The 18,142-nt window shown below is 66.0% G+C and carries 10 protein-coding genes; 5 read left to right on the top strand and 5 right to left on the bottom strand.

The window, feature by feature from the left end; all coding sequences use genetic code 11:
• Window positions 1–203: 203 nt before the first annotated feature.
• The 5 genes from V6Z91_RS28120 to V6Z91_RS28140 all read left to right on the top strand — a co-directional run bounded on the left by V6Z91_RS28120 (window position 204) and on the right by V6Z91_RS28140 (window position 7,400).
• On the top strand, window positions 204–1,220 hold the full coding sequence (locus tag V6Z91_RS28120) for a LacI family DNA-binding transcriptional regulator (protein ID WP_338764133.1): 1,017 nt from the start codon (window positions 204–206) through the stop codon (window positions 1,218–1,220).
• Window positions 1,217–2,590, top strand: coding sequence for an MFS transporter (locus V6Z91_RS28125; protein WP_338764136.1), 1,374 nt, complete (start codon window positions 1,217–1,219; stop codon window positions 2,588–2,590). Before V6Z91_RS28120 ends, V6Z91_RS28125 begins: the two co-directional genes overlap by 4 nt.
• On the top strand, window positions 2,587–4,944 hold the full coding sequence (locus V6Z91_RS28130; protein ID WP_338764139.1) for a beta-galactosidase: 2,358 nt from the start codon (window positions 2,587–2,589) through the stop codon (window positions 4,942–4,944). The genes V6Z91_RS28125 and V6Z91_RS28130 overlap by 4 nt, the downstream gene beginning before the upstream one ends.
• Before the next feature lie 117 nt (window positions 4,945–5,061).
• Complete coding sequence (locus tag V6Z91_RS28135) at window positions 5,062–6,213, top strand: matrixin family metalloprotease (protein ID WP_338764141.1); 1,152 nt, start codon at window positions 5,062–5,064, stop codon at window positions 6,211–6,213.
• A 98-nt stretch (window positions 6,214–6,311) separates the two neighbouring features.
• Complete coding sequence (locus V6Z91_RS28140) at window positions 6,312–7,400, top strand: DUF4214 domain-containing protein (RefSeq protein WP_338764143.1); 1,089 nt, start codon at window positions 6,312–6,314, stop codon at window positions 7,398–7,400.
• Between the two features lie 151 nt (window positions 7,401–7,551).
• Here the strand turns inward: V6Z91_RS28140 and V6Z91_RS28145 are convergent, their stop codons facing one another.
• From V6Z91_RS28145 to V6Z91_RS28165, 5 genes are all read right to left on the bottom strand, one after another.
• Window positions 7,552–8,307 carry a ThuA domain-containing protein gene (locus V6Z91_RS28145; protein WP_338764146.1) on the bottom strand — a complete coding sequence of 252 codons (756 nt, stop codon included), beginning with the start codon at window positions 8,305–8,307 and terminating at the stop codon, window positions 7,552–7,554.
• A gap of 78 nt (window positions 8,308–8,385) precedes the next feature.
• Window positions 8,386–10,560 carry a glycoside hydrolase family 3 C-terminal domain-containing protein gene (locus V6Z91_RS28150; RefSeq protein ID WP_338764149.1) on the bottom strand — a complete coding sequence of 725 codons (2,175 nt, stop codon included), beginning with the start codon at window positions 10,558–10,560 and terminating at the stop codon, window positions 8,386–8,388.
• Entirely contained in the window at window positions 10,560–13,430 is a 2,871-nt protein-coding gene (locus V6Z91_RS28155) for a TIM-barrel domain-containing protein (protein ID WP_338764152.1), read from the bottom strand. The genes V6Z91_RS28150 and V6Z91_RS28155 overlap by 1 nt, the downstream gene beginning before the upstream one ends.
• 5 nt (window positions 13,431–13,435) lie before the next feature.
• Window positions 13,436–15,106: a DUF5597 domain-containing protein gene (locus V6Z91_RS28160; RefSeq protein WP_338764155.1), complete on the bottom strand. Its 1,671-nt coding sequence runs from the start codon at window positions 15,104–15,106 to the stop codon at window positions 13,436–13,438.
• Window positions 15,107–15,116: 10 nt separating this feature from the next.
• Entirely contained in the window at window positions 15,117–18,122 is a 3,006-nt protein-coding gene (locus V6Z91_RS28165; RefSeq protein WP_338764158.1) for a TonB-dependent receptor, read from the bottom strand.
• Window positions 18,123–18,142: the final 20 nt, after the last annotated feature.

The following is an 18,142-nucleotide window of genomic DNA, read 5'->3' on the forward strand; positions in this document are numbered from 1 at the left end:
TCGAGTTATGGTCACGTTACCACAGACGTTTTTCATCAAACCGATCACGAAATTGAGCGGTTTGCCGCCTCATCCGTAAACCCTTGAGTTCATTGAATAAAGTTTCTCCGAGTATTTTTGGCGATGTGGTAACGTGACCACATCCCCGCCCGAACGGCGTGTGCTCTGGTACAGTCGGGTCCCACATTCAGACAGAACGATCCATGCGCAAGACCAGCAAGCTCAGTGAAGTGGCCAAGATCGCCGGCGTCTCGCCGATCACCGCGTCGCGCGCGATCCGCGGGGTCGGCTACGTTTCCGAGGCGGCGCGGGCCCGGATCATGGAAGCAGCCGCCCAGCTGAACTACACGCCGGACATGCTGGCACGCCGCATGCGCGGCGACAAGAGCAACCTGATCGGCGTGTTCGTCAACAATTATGGCTCGCTCGTGCTGCACGAAGTCACGCGCGCGATCAGCGCGCAAGCGCGGGCGCGCGGCTACGACATCCTGCTGTTCAACGCCGAGCGCTTCGACAGCCCGGAACGCGCGGGCACCGTGGACATGCTCTCCAAGCTGTGCGACGGCCTGCTGCTGGTGATGCCGAACGGCGCCGACGGCTACCTGGACGTACTGGGCCAGCACCGCATGCCCTGCGTGCTGATCGCCTACGATGCGCGCGACGTCGGCCTGCCCGTGGTGGCGCTGGAGAACCGCAACGGCGCGCGCACGGCTGTCGAGCACCTGATCGGGCTCGGGCACCGCCGCATCGCCTTCCTGGCCGGCACGGCGGCGACGGGCCAGAGCGCCGAGCGCGAAAAAGGCTACAAGGATGCGCTGCGCGCCGCCGGCATCCGCGTCGATGCCGCGCTGATCGCCGGCGGCGCGTTCAACCAGGCGGCCGGCAACGCGGCCGCGCAGCAGCTGCTCGACCTGAAACGTCCCCCCACCGCGATCTTTGCGGCGAACGACGAGATGGCCTATGGCGCGATCGACGCCATCCACAGCCGCGGCCTGAAGGTGCCGGCCGATATATCCGTGATCGGCTTCGACGACATCCCCCTGTCCAGCCACGTGTTTCCACCGTTGACGACGATGCGCCAGCCGATCAACGACCTGGCGGCGCGCGCCGTGGCCGACGTGGTCACGCTCGCCCAGGGCGGCACCCTGCCCCCCGCGAAGGTGGCGCTGCCGATGGAACTCGTGATCCGGCAATCGACCGGACCGGCACCGGGCAAATGATGGCCCGCGCCGCCGCCACCGCCCGGCCCTCCCCGGCCGAGATGGCCGAGATGGCCGAAAAGGCCGCCGGTCCGGCGGGCGCGAGGGCGGCGGGCGGGGTTGGGCTGCTCTCGCTGGCCGGCATGCTGGCCTGGCTGCTGCTGGGCGACCTGGGACTGGCGATGCGCGACCGCGCCGCGCTGCCCTCGGGCCTGGAACTGCTGCGCGTGGCAGGCGCTTCCGACACGGCCACCTCGCTGCTGCTGTCCACCGTGCCCGCACTGCTGTCGATGGTCGTGGTGCCGCTGGTGGGCTGGCATTCCGACCGGCACCGCGGGCGCTGGGGACGGCGCCGGCCCTATCTGTTCGTGGCCGGGCCGGCCGGCTGCGCCGCCCTGGCCGGCCTGGCGTACTCCCCGGCGCTGGGCGTGGCGCTCGACTCGGCGCTCGGCGGGTGGTCGCCGGGACCGCAGCCTTGCCGCCTCATCGCGTTCGGCCTGTTCTGGACCGTCTTCGACTGCGCGGCGCTGTGCGCGCTCTCCCTGTTCACGGGTCTCGTCAACGACGTGGTGCCGTTCGGCTGGCTGGGCCGCTTCTACGCGCTGTTCCGCATCGTCGGGCTGGGCGCCGGCATCGCCTTCCACAGCTGGGTCTTCGCGCTGACCGACCATTACCTGGCGGAGATCCTGGTGGGCACGGCGCTCGTGTTTGGCGGCTGCCTGTTCGCCATGTGCGTGGGCGTGCGCGAGCCGGCAGTCCCGCCTCCCGCGGCCGGGCGGCCGCACGGCGTGCCCGCCCGCCTGCCCGCCGGTCTGTTCACCGCGCCGATCCTGTGGGCGATCGCCATGTTCATGTGCGCCGCCGTCACGTTCAATCCCTTCAACACCTTCTACCAGTTCTTCGCCCATGCCAGCGCCGTTCCGAAGGCCACGCTGGGCATGCTCACGGCGGCCGGCTACGCGGTATCGATCTGTTCGGCCTTCGCCATCGGCTGGCTCGTCGACCGCTGCGGGGCGATGCGCGTTTCCGCCGCCGTCATGACGGCATACCTGGCGGTGGCCGCGCTCGGCACGGCGATCGTCGATGACGCGGCCACGTTCCAGGCCGTGTACCTGTGCCACGTGATCGTTTCCGGCGCATGGTGGACGGCGGCGGCATCGATGCCGATGGCGCTGTTCCCGCGCGAGCGCTTCGTGCAGTTCAATGCCACCAAGGATTTCGCCGTCGTGGCCGGCATGATCGTCGTCGGCATCGTGCAGGGCCCGCTGCTCGACCTGTCGGGGCACGACTACCGTTTGACGCTGGGCTGCGGTGCCGTGTTCTCGGCGCTGTGCCTGGCCTGCATGGCGCGCCTGCGCGCCCTTCCTTCCACCTCCACCAGACAGACATGACCAATATGCCATCCCGCCGGCGCGTGCTGCTCGGCACCGCCGCTGCCGTCGGCAGCACCCTGATCCCCGCCGTCGCCACCTCCGCTCCCGCGCATCGCTTCGCCATCGGCGAAAACGACTTCCTGCTGGACGGCAAACCGCTGCAGGTGCGCTGCGGCGAGATCCACTTCGCCCGCGTGCCGCGCGAATACTGGGGGCACCGCCTGAAGGCGATCAAGGCGATGGGCCTGAACGCCGTGTGCGCCTACCTGTTCTGGAACTACCACGAGTGGCGCGAAGGCCGCTACGACTGGAGCGGGCAGCACGACGCGGCCGAGTTCTGCCGGCTGGCCCAGGCCGAGGGGCTTTGGGTGATCCTGCGGCCCGGCCCCTACGCCTGCGCCGAATGGGAAATGGGCGGCCTGCCGTGGTGGCTGCTGAAGAGCCCAGGTGACGCATTCCTCCGCACACGCGACGACAACTTCGTGCAGCCGGCACGTCGCTGGATGCGCGAGGTGGGCCGCGTGCTCGGGCCGCAGCAGGTCACCCATGGCGGCCCGATCCTCATGGTGCAGGTGGAGAACGAATACGGCTTTTTCGGCGAGGACCTGGAATACATGCGCGTGATGCGCCAGGCACTGCTGGACGGCGGCTTCGACGTGCCGCTGTTCCAGTGCAATCCCACCAACGCGGTCGCCAAGACGCATATTCCCGAGCTGTACTCGGTCGCCAACTTCGGCAGCGATCCCGGGCGCGGCTTCGCGGAACTGGCCAAGGTGCAGAAGGCGCCGCTGATGTGCGGCGAATACTACTCGGGCTGGTTCGATACCTGGGGCGCCCCGCACCGCACGGGCAGCCCCGCCAAGGCGGTGGCCGACATCGAGGCGATGCTGGCGGCGAACGGTTCCTTCAGCCTGTACATGGCGCACGGCGGCACGTCGTTCGGCCTGTGGGGCGGCTGCGACCGGCCGTTCCGGCCCGACACCACCAGCTACGACTACGACGCACCGATCAGCGAGGCGGGCTGGGTGGGCGAGAAGTTCGAGGCCTACCGCGCCGGCATCGGCCGGCACCTGCGAGCGGGCGAGCAGCTGCCGCCGGCGCCGGCGCCCATGCCCGTCATGACGATCCCCGCGTTCACGCTGGCCGAGACGGCGCCCGTGTTCGCCAACCTGCCCGCGCGGGTCATCCGCGACGCGACGCCCAGGCCGATCGAGCAGTACGACATCAGCCGGGGCCTGATCGCCTACCGCGTCACCTTGCCGCCCGGCCCGGCGGCCGTGCTGGAAGCGGCCAAGGTGCGCGACCTGGCCTGGGTGACCATCGATGGCAAGGAAGTGGGCACGATGGACACGCGTTACCGGCGCTTCCGCGTGAACCTGCCGGCGCGCGCGAAGAGCACGACGCTGGACATCCTGCTGTACACGATCGCCCGCGTGAACTTCGGCGTGGAGATCCACGACCGCAAGGGCTTGCATGGGCCCATCACGCTGCGGGCCAAGGGCAAGGACCCGGTTGCGCTGGAGAACTGGGAAATCCGCGCGATCGACTTCGATGCAGACGGCGTGCTGCCGCCGCTGAACTGGCAGGCCGGCAAGGTGAAAGGCCCGGCGTTCTGGCGCGGCAGCTTCGACGCCGCCAACACCGCCGACACCTTCCTCGACATGACGAGCTGGGGCCAGGGCATCGTCTGGATCAACGGCCGCTGCCTGGGCCGCTACTGGAGCATCGGCCCGACGCAAACGATGTACCTGCCCGGCCCATGGCTGAAGGCGGGCCGCAACGAGGTCGTGGTGCTCGACCTCACGGGCCCGCAGGACAACCGCATCGCCGGCGTGCCGAAACCGGTGCTCGACCGGCTGCGCCCGGAGCGCGACCTGGTGCGCCCGCCCAGCACGGCGCGCCTTGCGCTGCAGGGCGTGAAACCCGTGCACGAGGGCCGCTTCCAGCCCGGCGGCGCCACGCAGGACGTGCAGTTTTCACAAGCCGCCACCGGCCAGCAATTGTGCATCGAGGCGCTGGATGCGTTCGACGGCAAGCCGTTCGCCGCCATCGCCGAACTGGCCCTGCTGGGCAAGGATGGCAAGACGCTGAACCAGACCCTGTGGACGATCGCCTTTGCCAGCAGCGAGGAAGCGTCGAAGGAAGACGGCACGGCGCTGAACGCGATCAATGGCCAGAACACCGACTTCTGGCACTCGGCCTACAGCAAGACGGTGGCCGAGCCGCCGCACCGGCTGGTGCTCGACCTGGGCGCCCCCTTCGAGGTGGCAGGACTGCGGTACACGCCCCGGCAAGGGCCCGACGGGGTGACGGGACGCATCCGGCGCTACCGTGTCTATCTCGGCGACAAGCTCGTTACCGAAGAGGCTTGAAGGACTGGATAGACGTTCTGGACAGGAGTGCACACTCACCGCGCGCACGGTTGACCCGGCCGGGCGCGCGGCCGAAACTGTCGGGATTCCACATGCATTGAAGGTCTCCCGGCATCCATGGCAACCGTCTCGCAAGCTACCAGCACCACCCTCTCCGGCCACAACCACATCGACGCCCTGCTCGGCAACCTGCCGAACTGGAACTACGTCACCCCCGGCACCAACACGCTGTACTACTCGTTCTCGGTCGCCGGCAATCTCGAAAGCGGCAATTCGATGCTGCTGAGCGCTCCGCAGGCGTTCACCGCCTCGCAGGCAGCCGCCACGCGCGGCGCGATGTCGTACATCTCGAGCCTCACCGGCATCAAGTTCGTGGAAACGGCGGACGCCAACCTGGCGCAGGTGCACTTCGCGAACGCCAACCTGGCCGGCTCGGGCACCGCGGGCCTCGACAGCAACCGCGTCGGCTATTCGTACAACAGCAGCAATGTGATCACCAAGTTCACGGCCGCGTCGTATGTCTACCTCGACAATGCCGAATGGGCTGGCATGAATGCCAACCTCACGAAGGGCACGCAGGGCTATGAAACCCTGCTGCACGAGCTCGGCCACATGCTGGGCCTGAAGCACCCGTTCGAGGGCACGATCAGGCTGCCGACGGCCACTGACAATACCGCCTACACGCTGGAGTCGTACACGCACGCGGGCGGCATCCACTCCACGTTCAGCCCCTACGATATCGCGGCGCTGAAGTGGCTGTACGGCGGCGACGGCTTGGCCGGCAACCTGGGTGTCAATTCCCTGGCGGGCGGCCGCTGGCTGACCGGCACGAGCGCGGCCAATACGCTCACGACCGGCACGGCCAACGACGTGCTGGAAGGCGGCGGCGGCAACGACATCCTGAACGGCGGCGCCGGCTCCGACACGGCGTTCTACAACGGCGCGCGCAGCGCCTACACGGTGACCCGAACCGGCACCGGCTGGAACGTCTCCGGCGCGGAAGGCAGCGACACCCTGTCGAACATCGAGCTGCTGCGCTTTACGGACGCGACGGTCACGCTGACCACGGGCACGCTCGCACTGACGACGCCGGTTTCGAAATCGGAGGCGCCGGACGGCTCGGCCGACGTCTTCGCCACCATGCTGCAGGTCGCGCAATCGAAGGAAGCGGCGCCGGTGCGCGGGGAAGAACCGGCGTGGCGCGGGGCGGACGATATCGACGTGCAGCTGATCGGCCACCACGACCACGCGCACATCGAGCTGGCCTGACCTGCCGGGCCGCGGCGCATTGCAACAAAGTGTAATCCTGCCGCGCGGCGCACGGGCGGCGGGATTATGCTGTCGCCATCACGACAAGAGAGGTTGCAATGGCCATTTACCAGACTTTGCCCTACCTTCCGCCGCTGTCCGAGGCCGACATGGACACGGCGGATCACCTGACGTTCGCGCCGTACAATTTCGATGGCTATGAGAACGGCGCCCTGTTCTCCAGCTCCACGCCGGGCGAGGCCGCCTTCCCGATCTTCAGCTTCACGGCCGTCGCCGGCGGGCTGTACACGATCACCTCCGAGAGCTGGTTCGACCCCTACAACCTGGTCCTGTACGACGCGGATGGCGCGCCGATCGCCGAGGACGACGGCTGGGGCCCCGTGGGCCAGGACGGCCTGAGCTTCATCGCCCCCTACTCCGGCACATATTTCGTGGACGCCTCGTGGGAACAGGCAGCGCCGCCGTACAGCGACGTCGAGCTGTCCATCCTGGAAGACCTGGACACGATTCCGCTGGCGATCGGCCACGGCACGGAGTACGACGACGACATCACCGGTACTTCCGGCAACGACGCACTGTACGGCCACGGCGGCTGGGACCTGCTCGAAGGCGGCGGCGGCAATGACCTGCTCGACGGCGGCAGCGGCATCGATACGGCCTGGTACGCCGGCAGGCTGGCCGAGTACGACGTGACCACGGCCGGCCATCGGCTGTTCGTCACCGACGCCGTGGGGCTGGATGGGGCGGACACGCTCGTCGACGTCGAGCGGCTCGACTTTGAAGACGTGGCACTGGCCTTCGACGTGGACGGCACCGCCGGCGAAGCCTACCGGCTGTACCAGGCCGCGTTCGACCGCATGCCGGACGAGGGCGGCCTGGGCTTCTGGATCCATCAGCTGGACAGCGGCGCCAGCCTGCACTCGGTGGCCGCCGGGTTCGTCAACTCCGAGGAATTCCGAGGCGTCTACGGCACCAATCCCAGCAATGCCACCATCATCACGGGCTTCTACGAGCACGTGCTCAACCGCGCACCGGATGTCGGCGGCATGAACTACTGGCTCGATGTCCTGGATAACCAGAAGGACAACGTGGCCGGGGTGCTGACATCGTTCAGCGAGAGCCAGGAGAATTTCGACCAGCTGGTGGGGGTGATGCAGAACGGGATGGCGTACCAGATCTGGGCTTGATCGACGCTTGCGCGGCACCGTGCCATTTCCCCCAACGGCAAGAGCTGGGGTGCCTCTGACAAGACCGGTGACAGGCTCCGATTTTCGAGCAACATTTGTCGAGGCTGAAAACCGGTGACAGGCACCGCTTTTCTGGCAATATTTCTCCAGCTTAACGCGCCTTGAGATCCCTCCCCGTGGCGGCCCAGTAGATGCCGCCATACAGGTGATGGCGGAACACCGGGTCGCCATAGGTGGCCGGCAAATGGCCGAGCGCCGTGTAGAAGGCGCGGCCACCGTCGTACTGCTGGTACCAGCTGATCGGGTGGAAGGCGCCCATGCCCTTGCCCTTGCCGGTCTCCGGACGGTAGGTCGATTCATCGACGGACAGCAGGTAACGCAAGCCCTTCGACTCGGCGGCGCCGTACTCGTACCACTCCTCCGTCACCAGCGTGCGCGGCGCGAAGCGCTCCATGCCGGGGAAGTTCGCATCCTCCACCTTCAGCACGGCCGACTGCACGGCCGGATGCGTGACGAACATGTGGCCGACGAGCTTGCGGTACCACGGCCAGCCGTATTCGGTATCGGCCGCCGCGTGCACGCCGACAAAGCCGTTGCCGGCGCGGATATAGCGCTCGAAGGCGCGCTGCTGCTCGTCGTCCAGCACGTCGCCCGTGGTGGACAGGAACACGACGGCCTTGTACTTGGCCAGCTCCTTGTCGTTGAAGACGCGGTTCGCATCCTCGGTCCAGAACACATTGAAATCATGCAGCCGCCCCAGCTCGCGCAGCGCCGCCACGCCCTCGTGGATCGACTCGTGATGCCAGCCCGCCGTGCGCGAAAACACCAGCACATCGAACTGCGCCGCCATCGCCGGCATGGCCGCGAAGGATGAAACTGCCAGAAGCGCGATCCGTGATATTCCCATGATTGCTCCCAGGTAATGTTGTAAAAAATCGGGGACTGTCCCCTGTTGTTGAAGCGCTACGCTTTTGTTGTGGCGGCGCTACTTCGGCAGGGCCAGCGTGGTGCGCGAGGTGATGGCGTCGGAGGCGCCGCCGAGGGTGAACTCGTAGGTGCCGGGGGTGCGTTGCCAGTCGCGCGTCCTGGCGCTCCACACGCCGAGGATGCGCGGGTCGACGGTCACGCTGACGGTCTTGCGCTCGCCCGGTTGCAGGGCCACCTTGTCCCAGCCGGCGAGGCGGCGCGGGGCTTCCCAGCCGGCGGCCTTGGCAGTCGAACCGGCGGGGCCGACGTAGACCTGCGGCACGGCTTGCCCGGCGCGCTGGCCGGTGTTCGCCACGGTGAAGGTCAGCACGACCTTGCCGCCATCGTTGCGCGCTTTCAGGTCGCCGTATTCGTATGTGGTGTACGACAACCCGTGCCCGAACGCGAACAGGGGCTTCTTGCCGGTCTTTTCGAACCACTTGTAGCCGACGGCCGCGCCCTCGATGTTGTAGTCGGTGCTGTAGCGCCCTTCACGGTCGTTCGGGTTGCCGTCGATCTTCGGCCGCGGCAGCTGCGCTTCCGAGGCGGGGAAGGTGGCGGCCAGGCGGCCGGAGGGGTTCACCTCGCCCGTCAGCAGCCGCGCGATCGCCTCGCCGCCGGCGGAGCCGGGGAACCAGGCGGCCAGCACGGCGCTCACATTGTTAAGCCAGGGCATGGTGACGGGGTTGCCCGTCTCCAGCACGACGACCGTGCGCTTGTTGGCGCCCGCCACGGCGGCGATCAGCGCGTCCTGGTTGTCCGGCAGGGACATCGACGGCGCATCCACGCTCTCGGCCGCCCACTGCGTGGCGAACACGATGGCAAGATCGGAAGAAGCGGCCGCTCGCGCAGCCGCAGCGGCATCCTTGCCGTCGACGTAGGTCACGCGCGCTTTCGTGCGCGCCTGCAGCGCCTTCATCGGCGAGGACGGCAGCCACACGATCGGCCCCGGGAAGGTCTTCGGTCCCTCGCCCTTCACGGCGCTGCCGCCGTGCGGGTGCACCTGGGCGGCGCCGCCGCCCGAGATCACGGCCTTGTCGGCATGCCCGCCGATGATCACGATGGACTTCACGTCGGCGGCGAGCGGCAGCACGTTGCCTTCGTTCTTCAGCAGCACGCTGCCCTCTTCCGCCACCTGGCGCGTTACCTTCGCGTGCGCGGCGAAGTCGATCTTCTCGGGCTCCACCTTCGGCTGCGGCGCATCCATCAGGCCGTTCGCGTACATGGCGCGCAGGATGCGGCGCGCCATGTCGTCCAGGCGCTCTTTCGGCACGTGGCCGTTGTCCACGGCTTCCTTCAGCGCCGGGCCGAAGTACATCGACTTGTCGAACGGCCAGCCAGATTGCTGGTCCAGGCCCCCGTTGGCCGCCTGCGTGGTCGAGTGCGTGGCGCCCCAGTCGGACATCACGAAGCCCTTGTAGCCCCAGTCCTTCTTCAGCACCTGGTTCAGCAGCCAGTCGCTCTCGCACGCGTACACGCCGTTGACGAGGTTGTACGAGCACATCACCGACCCGGGATCACCCCGCTCGATCGCGATACGCATCGCCAGCAGGTCGGACATCTGCCCGGCCGCCTCGTCGATCTTCACGTCGATCGTGTTGCGGTTCGTTTCCTGGTCGTTGAACGCGAAGTGCTTGATCGTGCCGACGATATGGTTCGACTGGTTGCCGCGGATCTGCTCACCGGTGATGACGCCGGCCAGCAGCGGATCCTCGCCCGCATACTCGAAATTGCGGCCGTTGCGCGGATCGCGGTGCAGGTTCACGGCGCCGCCCAGGATCACGTTGTGGCCGGACAGGCGCGCCTCGCGACCGATCATCGCGCCCGCCTCGTACGCCAGCTTCGTGTTCCAGCTGGAGGCCGTGGCCAGCCCCGCCGGCAGCGCCGTGCGCTCGCGCGGCGCCGGCGACGGCTGCGTGGCCACGCCCAGGCCCGCATCGGTCTGCCACTGCGGCGGGATGTTCAGCCGGGGAATACCGGGCACATAGCCTGCCGTGTACGGTATCGCCTCCTTCGGCGGCTTCACGCCCTGGAACTCGGCACCGAAATAGCCGAACACGAGGAGCAGCTTTTCCGCCTGCGTCATCTGCGCCACGGTGTCCCGGGCGCGCTGGTCCGGATCGGGCGCGGCGTGCGCAGTGCTTGCAAAGGCCGCCGCCAGGGCGACCGCCACTACTTTCTTCATCAATGCCATTACAGTTTCACCGTCACTGGTTTGCCTTCATAAACGACTTCCTTGTCGGAAGCATCGAACGTCTCGGAGCTCGAGACGCCTGGCTTCACGAAGTGCACGCGGAACGTGCGTTTCGCGAGCATGCCCTGGTAGCCGTCGCCGGAGCGCTGGCCGATCGTGAGCGTGCCAGCCTTCTCATTCCAGGTCAACGGAATACGCGAGTACTTGCCGCGCTGGTAGTCCTCGGTCACGCCATCGTCCTCGTAGAAGCTGAACTGGCCGTTCGCGCCCGTGTACACCTTCAACGTGATCGGCGCATCCGGCTTCTCGTCCACGTACTGCGTCACGGGACCCATCGGCACGATCGAGCCGGCCTTCACGAACAGCGGCATGCGCGTTTCCGGCGCCGCCGCCGTCACGGTACGGCCGCCCTGCAAGCGTTCGCCCGTGTAGTAGTCGTACCACTGCGCACCCTTCGGCAGGTAGACCTTGCGCTCGCGGCCGCCGTACTCGTACACCGGCGCGACGAGGAAGGCATGGCCGAACAGGTATTCATCCTTCACGTCCTTCGAACCCGGATCGTTCGGGAAGTCCATCACCAGGCCGCGCATGATCGAGCCTTCGTCGAAGTACGTGCTCGACGCGGTCGCGTAGATATAGGGCATCAGGCGATAGCGCAGCTTCAGGTACCACACCATGGAATCGCGCATCGGCGAGCCTTCCGGCGAGATCAGGTGGATCTCGCGCTTCACGACTTCGCCGTGCGAGCGGAACAGCGGCGTGAACGAGCCGAACTGCCACCAGCGCAGGTTCAGCTCGCGCCATTCCTTCAGGTCTTCTTCCTTGACCTGCGCGCCGCCGATGCCGCGGTTTTCCTGCGCCGAGCCCAGCTCGCCGCTCTGGAAGCGGGTTTCCTGCGCATAGCCGCCGATATCATGCGTCCAGTTCGGAATGCCGGACATGGTGGAGCCCACGCCCGCCGAGATCTGGTCATACAGGTTGTTCCAGCGGCCCACCGTGTCGCCGCTCCAGATCGCCACGTAGTTGCGCTGCACGCCGGCAAAGCCGGAACGGGACAGGATGAATTGCCGTTTATTCGGCTGGTCGCGTTTCAGGCCGTCGTACAGGGCCTGCGTCTGCAGCAGGCTGTAGGAGTTGAACGTGATCTCGCCGGGGCCGTAGATCGTGGGCCCGATCAGCTGCTTGAAGTCTTCCAGGCGGCTGTTCGACAGCACGTCCGGCTCCGTATTGTCCAGCCACCACGCATCGAAGCCCAGGTCGACCAGCTTGGTCTTCATCTGGCGGTAGTAGATGTCGCGCGCTTCCTTGGCGTACGGCGAATAGTGGCTGTTCTTGTAGCCCGGGCCCACCCAGTCCAGTGCGCCATCCTCGACGTTCTTGGTCCACATGTGGCCCTTGGCCTTCAGTTCCTGGTAGTTCTCCGTGTTCTCGTAGAACTTGCCCCAGACGGACAGCATGATCCGGGCATTCATCCTGTGCACTTCATCGACCATGCCCTTCGGGTTCGGGAAACGCTTGGGGTCCCAGTCGTGCGAGCCCCAGCCGTTCTCGGGCCAGTAGAACCAGTCCTGCACGATGTTGTCGAGCGGCCAGCCGTTCTGGCGGTAGGTCTTCACCGTGTCGAGCAACTGGTCCTGCGTCTCGTAGCGCTGGCGCGACTGCCAGAAGCCATAGGCCCACTTCGGCATCAGCGGCTGGGCGCCCGTCAGCACGCGGTAGCCGCCGATCACATTGTCGATACTGGTGCCGCGGATCACGTAGTAGTTCAGGCCTTCGGCGATCTCGGACGAGAATTGCAGCGAATGCCGCTCCGGTTTCGGCAGCGGGTTGTTGTGCGCCACGTAGATCATGCCGCCTTCCGGCTTCCACTCGAGCTTGAAGTCCACCGGCTTGTTGGCGGCAAAATCCACCTCGAAATTGTGGTACCACGGGTTCCAGCCCTGGCGCCACACATCCATCACCTGCTTGCCGTCGATCGTGAGCGTGGCGTAATCGGATGAGTACAGCTTCATCTTGTGAACGCCCGGCTTGTCGGAGGCGAGCTTGCCTTCCCACACGACCTTCACATCCTTCAGGTCCTTCAGCGGCTTCAGTTCCTTCGGCCAGAACTCGGCCACGTCCTTCAGGTACTGGTAGTTGATCTTCTCTTCGCGGCGCTCCAGCGCCAGCTTGCCGCCGATGTAGTAGCGGGCCGTCAGCGCGCCTTCCTTGCCTTGCGCGTCCGTCAGCTTCAGGTCGCGGTTGATCGCGCCGTAGGGGCGCGGGTCGCCGAAGCGGGTGATGCCGTTGTTATCCCACAGGATGCCGTAGTTCTTGTCCGACACCACGAGGGGAATGGCGATATCCATATTGTGCTGCAGCAGGTCGACATCCTCGCCATTCAGGTTGACCTGGTTGTTCTGGTGCTGGCCGGTGCCGTAGAACGCATCCTTCGTGCCGAAGTTGAAGCCCTGCTTCACGGCGAGGTAAGGCTTGCCGCCCACGGTCACCGGCTGCATGTCCTCGGCATCCTGCTTCAGGAACACGGCGCCGCCCTTGTCGGCGAACTGCACGCGGCCATCCTTCAGCGACACGTTGGCCACCAGCTTTTTCGTGGCCAGGCTCAAGCTGTCGCCCGTCTTCTTCACGTCGAACGTGCAGGCGCACGGCTTGGCGATCGTCATCAGGGAAGGCGTCAATTCCTTGCCCGCCTGGTCCACCTTCACCACGTGAACGATATTGTCGGCCATGACCTGCAGCCGGATCTCCCTGGCTGCGCCGCTATCGGGCGCGATCGTCACGCCGGTGGCGGTCTGCTGGAACGTGCCGGCCCAGGCCGGCGCACCGGCGGCCACCATCAGGCAAGCCAGGCTGATTGTCTTCAACTGCATTTTCATCATTGGTAAGTCCCCAGTTTGATCTTGAGTACCGTCGGCGTCGCGCCGAAATTGAGGCCGTAGTCGATCTGGTCGCCATTCCACACGCGCTCCATGACCCAATTGCCCTTGCCGTCGTATTGCCCTTCCTCGACCCGCGCATACATGGACGACTTGCCGGCATTGCGCCCGGCAGGGTCGAACTTGATGCGCGCGTGCTGGGCGACGACGATGAATTCGTTGTCGCCGACCTGCGCGACGGCCAGGCCGCCGTTCGGCTTGTCCGTGCCTTCGATCGGGTCGTTCTTCGCCATCGAATCCCCGAACTGGCGCTGGCGGAAGCTGACAGTCGCCTTCCAGCCATCGAGCGCGATATCCTGCGGCTTGCGGTCATCGTGTTCGAACACGCCGCGCGTGCGGCCTTCGAAGCCCCACCTGGCCCATTCGCGCATCATCGGGCGGAACGCGCCGTACACCTTGCCGAACGGCTCGGTCATCGTCTTGTCCCACGCCTTCGCACCCAGCGGGTAGTTGCTGAATTCGAAGTAATCGATGCCGAACGGCGCGAAGCCGATGCCGCCCTGCCCGAACACGGCATAGGCCACGCGCGCGAAGTCTTCCGAATTGCCGATCTCCGGCACGAACAGCGGATTGTCCTTCGTGTGGAACTGCTTCAGGGTGGCGGCGATCTTGTCGGATTCGTGCAGGTAGATATCCGGCCCTGCCACGTCGATGTGCGGGGCGGCCGCTTCATAAATGCCGAGCACGTCGTAGGTCGGACCGCCGCTGGCGAAATTGCCGCGCCACGGTGCCATCGGCTCCACCGGGTCGCGCAGCGCGTTGTTGACGAACATCGGCAGGTCGTAGACCGCGCGGCCGGCTTTCGCGATCTCCTCGATGTAGCTCGCCACCGCCCAAGTGTGGAAATACTGGTCCGCGTACTCGCCGTACACTTCCTTCCACGTGCCGCCGGCCTTTCCCAGGTTATTGGCCGAACCGCGGGGCGGCTTCTGCTTCGCCACCACGGCGGCCGGCACCGGCGAGTTGAACGCCTGTTGCGCGGCCGGGCCATGGTCGCGCACCAGGCCGTAGGTGCCCACCTCGTTCTGCACCTGCACCATGATCACGGTCTGGCGGTCGCCATCGATCCGCTTCAGGTGCTTCATGAACTCGACGAAGGCGCGCCGGTCGGCTTTCAGGGTCTCCCCGCCGAAGGGCGAATGGCTGTAGCTGCTCTTGCCCTTCTCGTCGACCATGCGCGGGAAGCGCTTGTTGTCGAACTTGACCCATTCGGGCAGGTAGGCGGGCGCCGTGTTCTTCCAGGTGCCGAACCACAGCAGCACCAGGCGCACGTCCTTCTCGCGGGCTTGCTTGACCAGGGTGTCGACGAAACTGAAGTCGAACTTTCCTTCCACCGGCTCGACCTGCTCCCAGGCGACGGGGATCTCGAGGGTATTGGCCTGGGCATCGGCGATGGCGGCCCATACCTCGGGCAGCGCCTTCGGGTAGTTGCTGGAGTTGTGCGCCTGGCCACCCAGGATCAGGTAAGGCGCGCCATCCACGAGCAATGCATGGCGGCCATCCTTGGTGACGACGCGCGGCAGCTCGGCGGCCATGGCCGCCGACACCATCATCGCGCAGGCACCGGCCAGCAAACCCGCCTTGAACATCGGCTTGGCGAATGCTTTCATGGGCTCCCTGTCAGAACGAATAGTTGAGGCGCGCCGAATAGCGCGGACCGGAGACGAACCAGGCACGGCCCATCATGCCGATCCCCTGCTGCATCAGCTGCTTGTACTTGGAATCGGTCAGGTTGGTACCGTCGACGAGGATCTGCGTGCGCTCGTTGATCTGGTAGGAGATCGATGCGTCGAGCTGGCCGTAGTCGTCCACCCACGTCGGCAGGGCCCAGCCGATATTGGTGGCGCCGCGGGTCGGGCTGTTCGGGTTGGTATCCGTGCCGTTGTCGCCGCGCGTGCCGTTCACGTTCACGCCCTGCAGGTTCTTCGAGCGCCAGCTCCACGCCGCGCGCGCCGACCACTTGCCGTAGTCGTACAGGATCGCCAGGTTGTACGAGTTCTTCGACAGGTATTGCAGCGGCAGGTTGCCGAACGACTGGCCGTTGGTGTCGCAGCCGTTCTGGTTCAGGTTGATGTTGGCGGCCGTATTGCCGACCGCGCAGTAGGCGGTGAACTTGTCGTTGTACAGCGTGGTGCTGCTGCTCACATACGTGTAGTTCGCCTGTACGCCCAGGCCCGCCCATGCACCCGGCAGCTTGTCGAAGTACTGCTGGTAGGCGATTTCGTAGCCGGTGGCACGGCCGCGCGCCCCATTGACGGGTGCCGTCACGCTGAACGTGTACGGCTGGCCGTTCACGTCCGCCAGCTCGTAGCCGTAGGTCTGGTTGACGATCACGTCTTTCAGGCGCTTGTGGAATATCGCCATGGTGATCGAGCTGGACTTGCCGAAGTACCATTCACCGGTCAGGTCGACCTGGTCGGACTTGATGGGCCGCAGCATCGGGTTGCCCTTGCCTTCGCCCGTCTGCGACACGTTGTTGACGATCAGGCTGGGGCCCTCGCCCGTCGTGGTGGCGCCCTGCGTGAGCGTGGTGTAGCCCTGCAGCTGCGAGAAGTCCGGCCGCGAGATCGCCTTGGCGAGCGCGAAGCGGAATTGCAGGTCGGGGCGCGCCTGCAGGCGCAGGTTCAGGCTCGGCAGCACGTTGCTGTACGAATTGTCGTAGGCGCGCGCCGCTTCATACGCCGGCATGTCCGGGATGGTCACGCTGCCCGGCTTGCCGTTCAGGTACATCCTGTCCCGGCTGTCGTTCTTGAACGTCGTGTAGCCGTGCGCGTTCATGTCCGTCTTCACGTAGCGCACGCCGATGTTGCCGTCGACCGGGTACTTCAGGTCGTCGAAGCCGAAGCGCAGCTGCGTGTAGAAGGCCTTGGTCTTTTCCGACTGCTCGTTGATGCCGGCCGGATTGCCGCCGAACTTGGCCGGGTTCCAGGCCGCGCAATTGCCGTCGACGGGCGGGTTTTCGCGGCACAGGATCTGGAAGAATTCGTGCAGCTGCGCATAGCTTTGCGGGTAGCCGGTCGCCAGCGACACGCCAGGGAACACGACGGCCGGCACGCTGGCCTTGCCGTTGAAGAAGTTCGGGAACGTGCCCAGGATCGTCGGCGCGGCGAAGCGCGGGTCCGACATATAGGCCAGGTTGCCGTTCAGGTGGCCCATCCAGGAAGCCGTGATCGCATCCCAGTTGTAGTCCGGGTTGGAATTCTCGTTGATCGAGTCGCGCTTGGTGAAGCGCACGCCGAAGCGCAGGTCGCGCAGCACCGGGTGGTCGAACGTATACTTCGCGTCGCCCTTCCACGCCTTCGATTCCGCTTCGCTGCGGTCCATGTGTTCCTGGGTGAAGTTCCAGTAGTACTTGCTCGGGTCGGCCAGGTGGGCGCGGTCGGCATCCGTAAAGGTCAGGCGTGGCAGGCGACCGGTCAGGTCCAGCGTTTCGCTCGGCATCTTCACCGCGGTGGCCACGGTGGAATCGAAGCCGTTCGACTTCGCCTTGATGCGCTGCAGGTCGGACGTGAAGGTCCAGCGGTCGTTGGCGCGCCATTCCAGGTTCCAGGAGACGTCGGTCGTGTCCGACTTGCGGTTGGCGATCCGGGTATCGGCGCCGAAGTCGATGCCGTTCTCGGTCGGGGCGGCCAGCGTGCCGGTCAGGAACTGGCCGTTGGCGCCGTAGGTGGAGTTCGGGCTTGCCGTGATCTTGTACGCATCGGCGGAAGAGAAGATTGCATTCTCATCCCAATCCATCTGGTATTTGGACTTGAAGAAGGTGACGTGCGAACGCAGGTTGGCATCCTTCTTCCATTGCAGCGCGCCGTACATGCCCTGGCGCTCGCGGTTGAAGTTCAGGGTGCGCCATTGCGCGCCCTTCGGAATCCATACGGTCCGGCCGGCTACCACGTTATCGCGCGGGTAGTATGGCTCGACCTGGAACGCATCGGTGCGGGTATTGCTCTCCGAGTGGGCGAGGTCGACCAGCACGCCCACCTCGCCGATGCCGGTCTTCCAGCGGTTCGACAGCAGGATCGAGGCCGACGGCGACCACTTGCCGCGCTTGAGCTCCGAGTAGGCGGTGGATGCCGACAGCGACACCTTCGGCCCCTTGAAGTCGAACGGCAGCGCGGTGCGCAGGTTGACCAGGCCGCCGATGGCGCCTTCGATCTGCTCGGCGGACGGGTTCTTGTAGATGTCCAGGCCGGCCATCAGCTCGGGCGGCACGTCCTCGAAGTTCAGCGAGCGGCCGCCATTGGCCGAAAACGAATCGCGGCCATTGAGCTCGGAGCGCACGTAGGACAGGCCGCGGATCGATACACCGGAACCCTCGACGGAATAGTGTTCCGGGTCGCCGCGCGACATCGTGCGGTCGATCGTCACGCCGACCACGCGCTGCAGCACCTCGGTCACGGACTTGTCGGGCAGCTTGCCGATGTCGGCGGCCACGATGGAATCGACGATCTCGTCCGAATTCTGCTTGATCTTCTGCGCATTCTCGAGCGAGGCGCGCTGGCCCGTCACGACCACGGTCGCGGTGGCGCCGGGATTGCCGGCATCGGCCGTCTGCGCGTGGGCCGCGCCGGCCAGGAAGGCGATCTGCGCCGATGCCAGCGCCATCGCGGTAAGCTTAAACTGTTTCACCTGCATCTCCTTGAAAATTT

The organism is Massilia sp. METH4 (assembly GCF_037094685.1).
GTDB lineage: Bacteria > Pseudomonadota > Gammaproteobacteria > Burkholderiales > Burkholderiaceae_D > Rugamonas.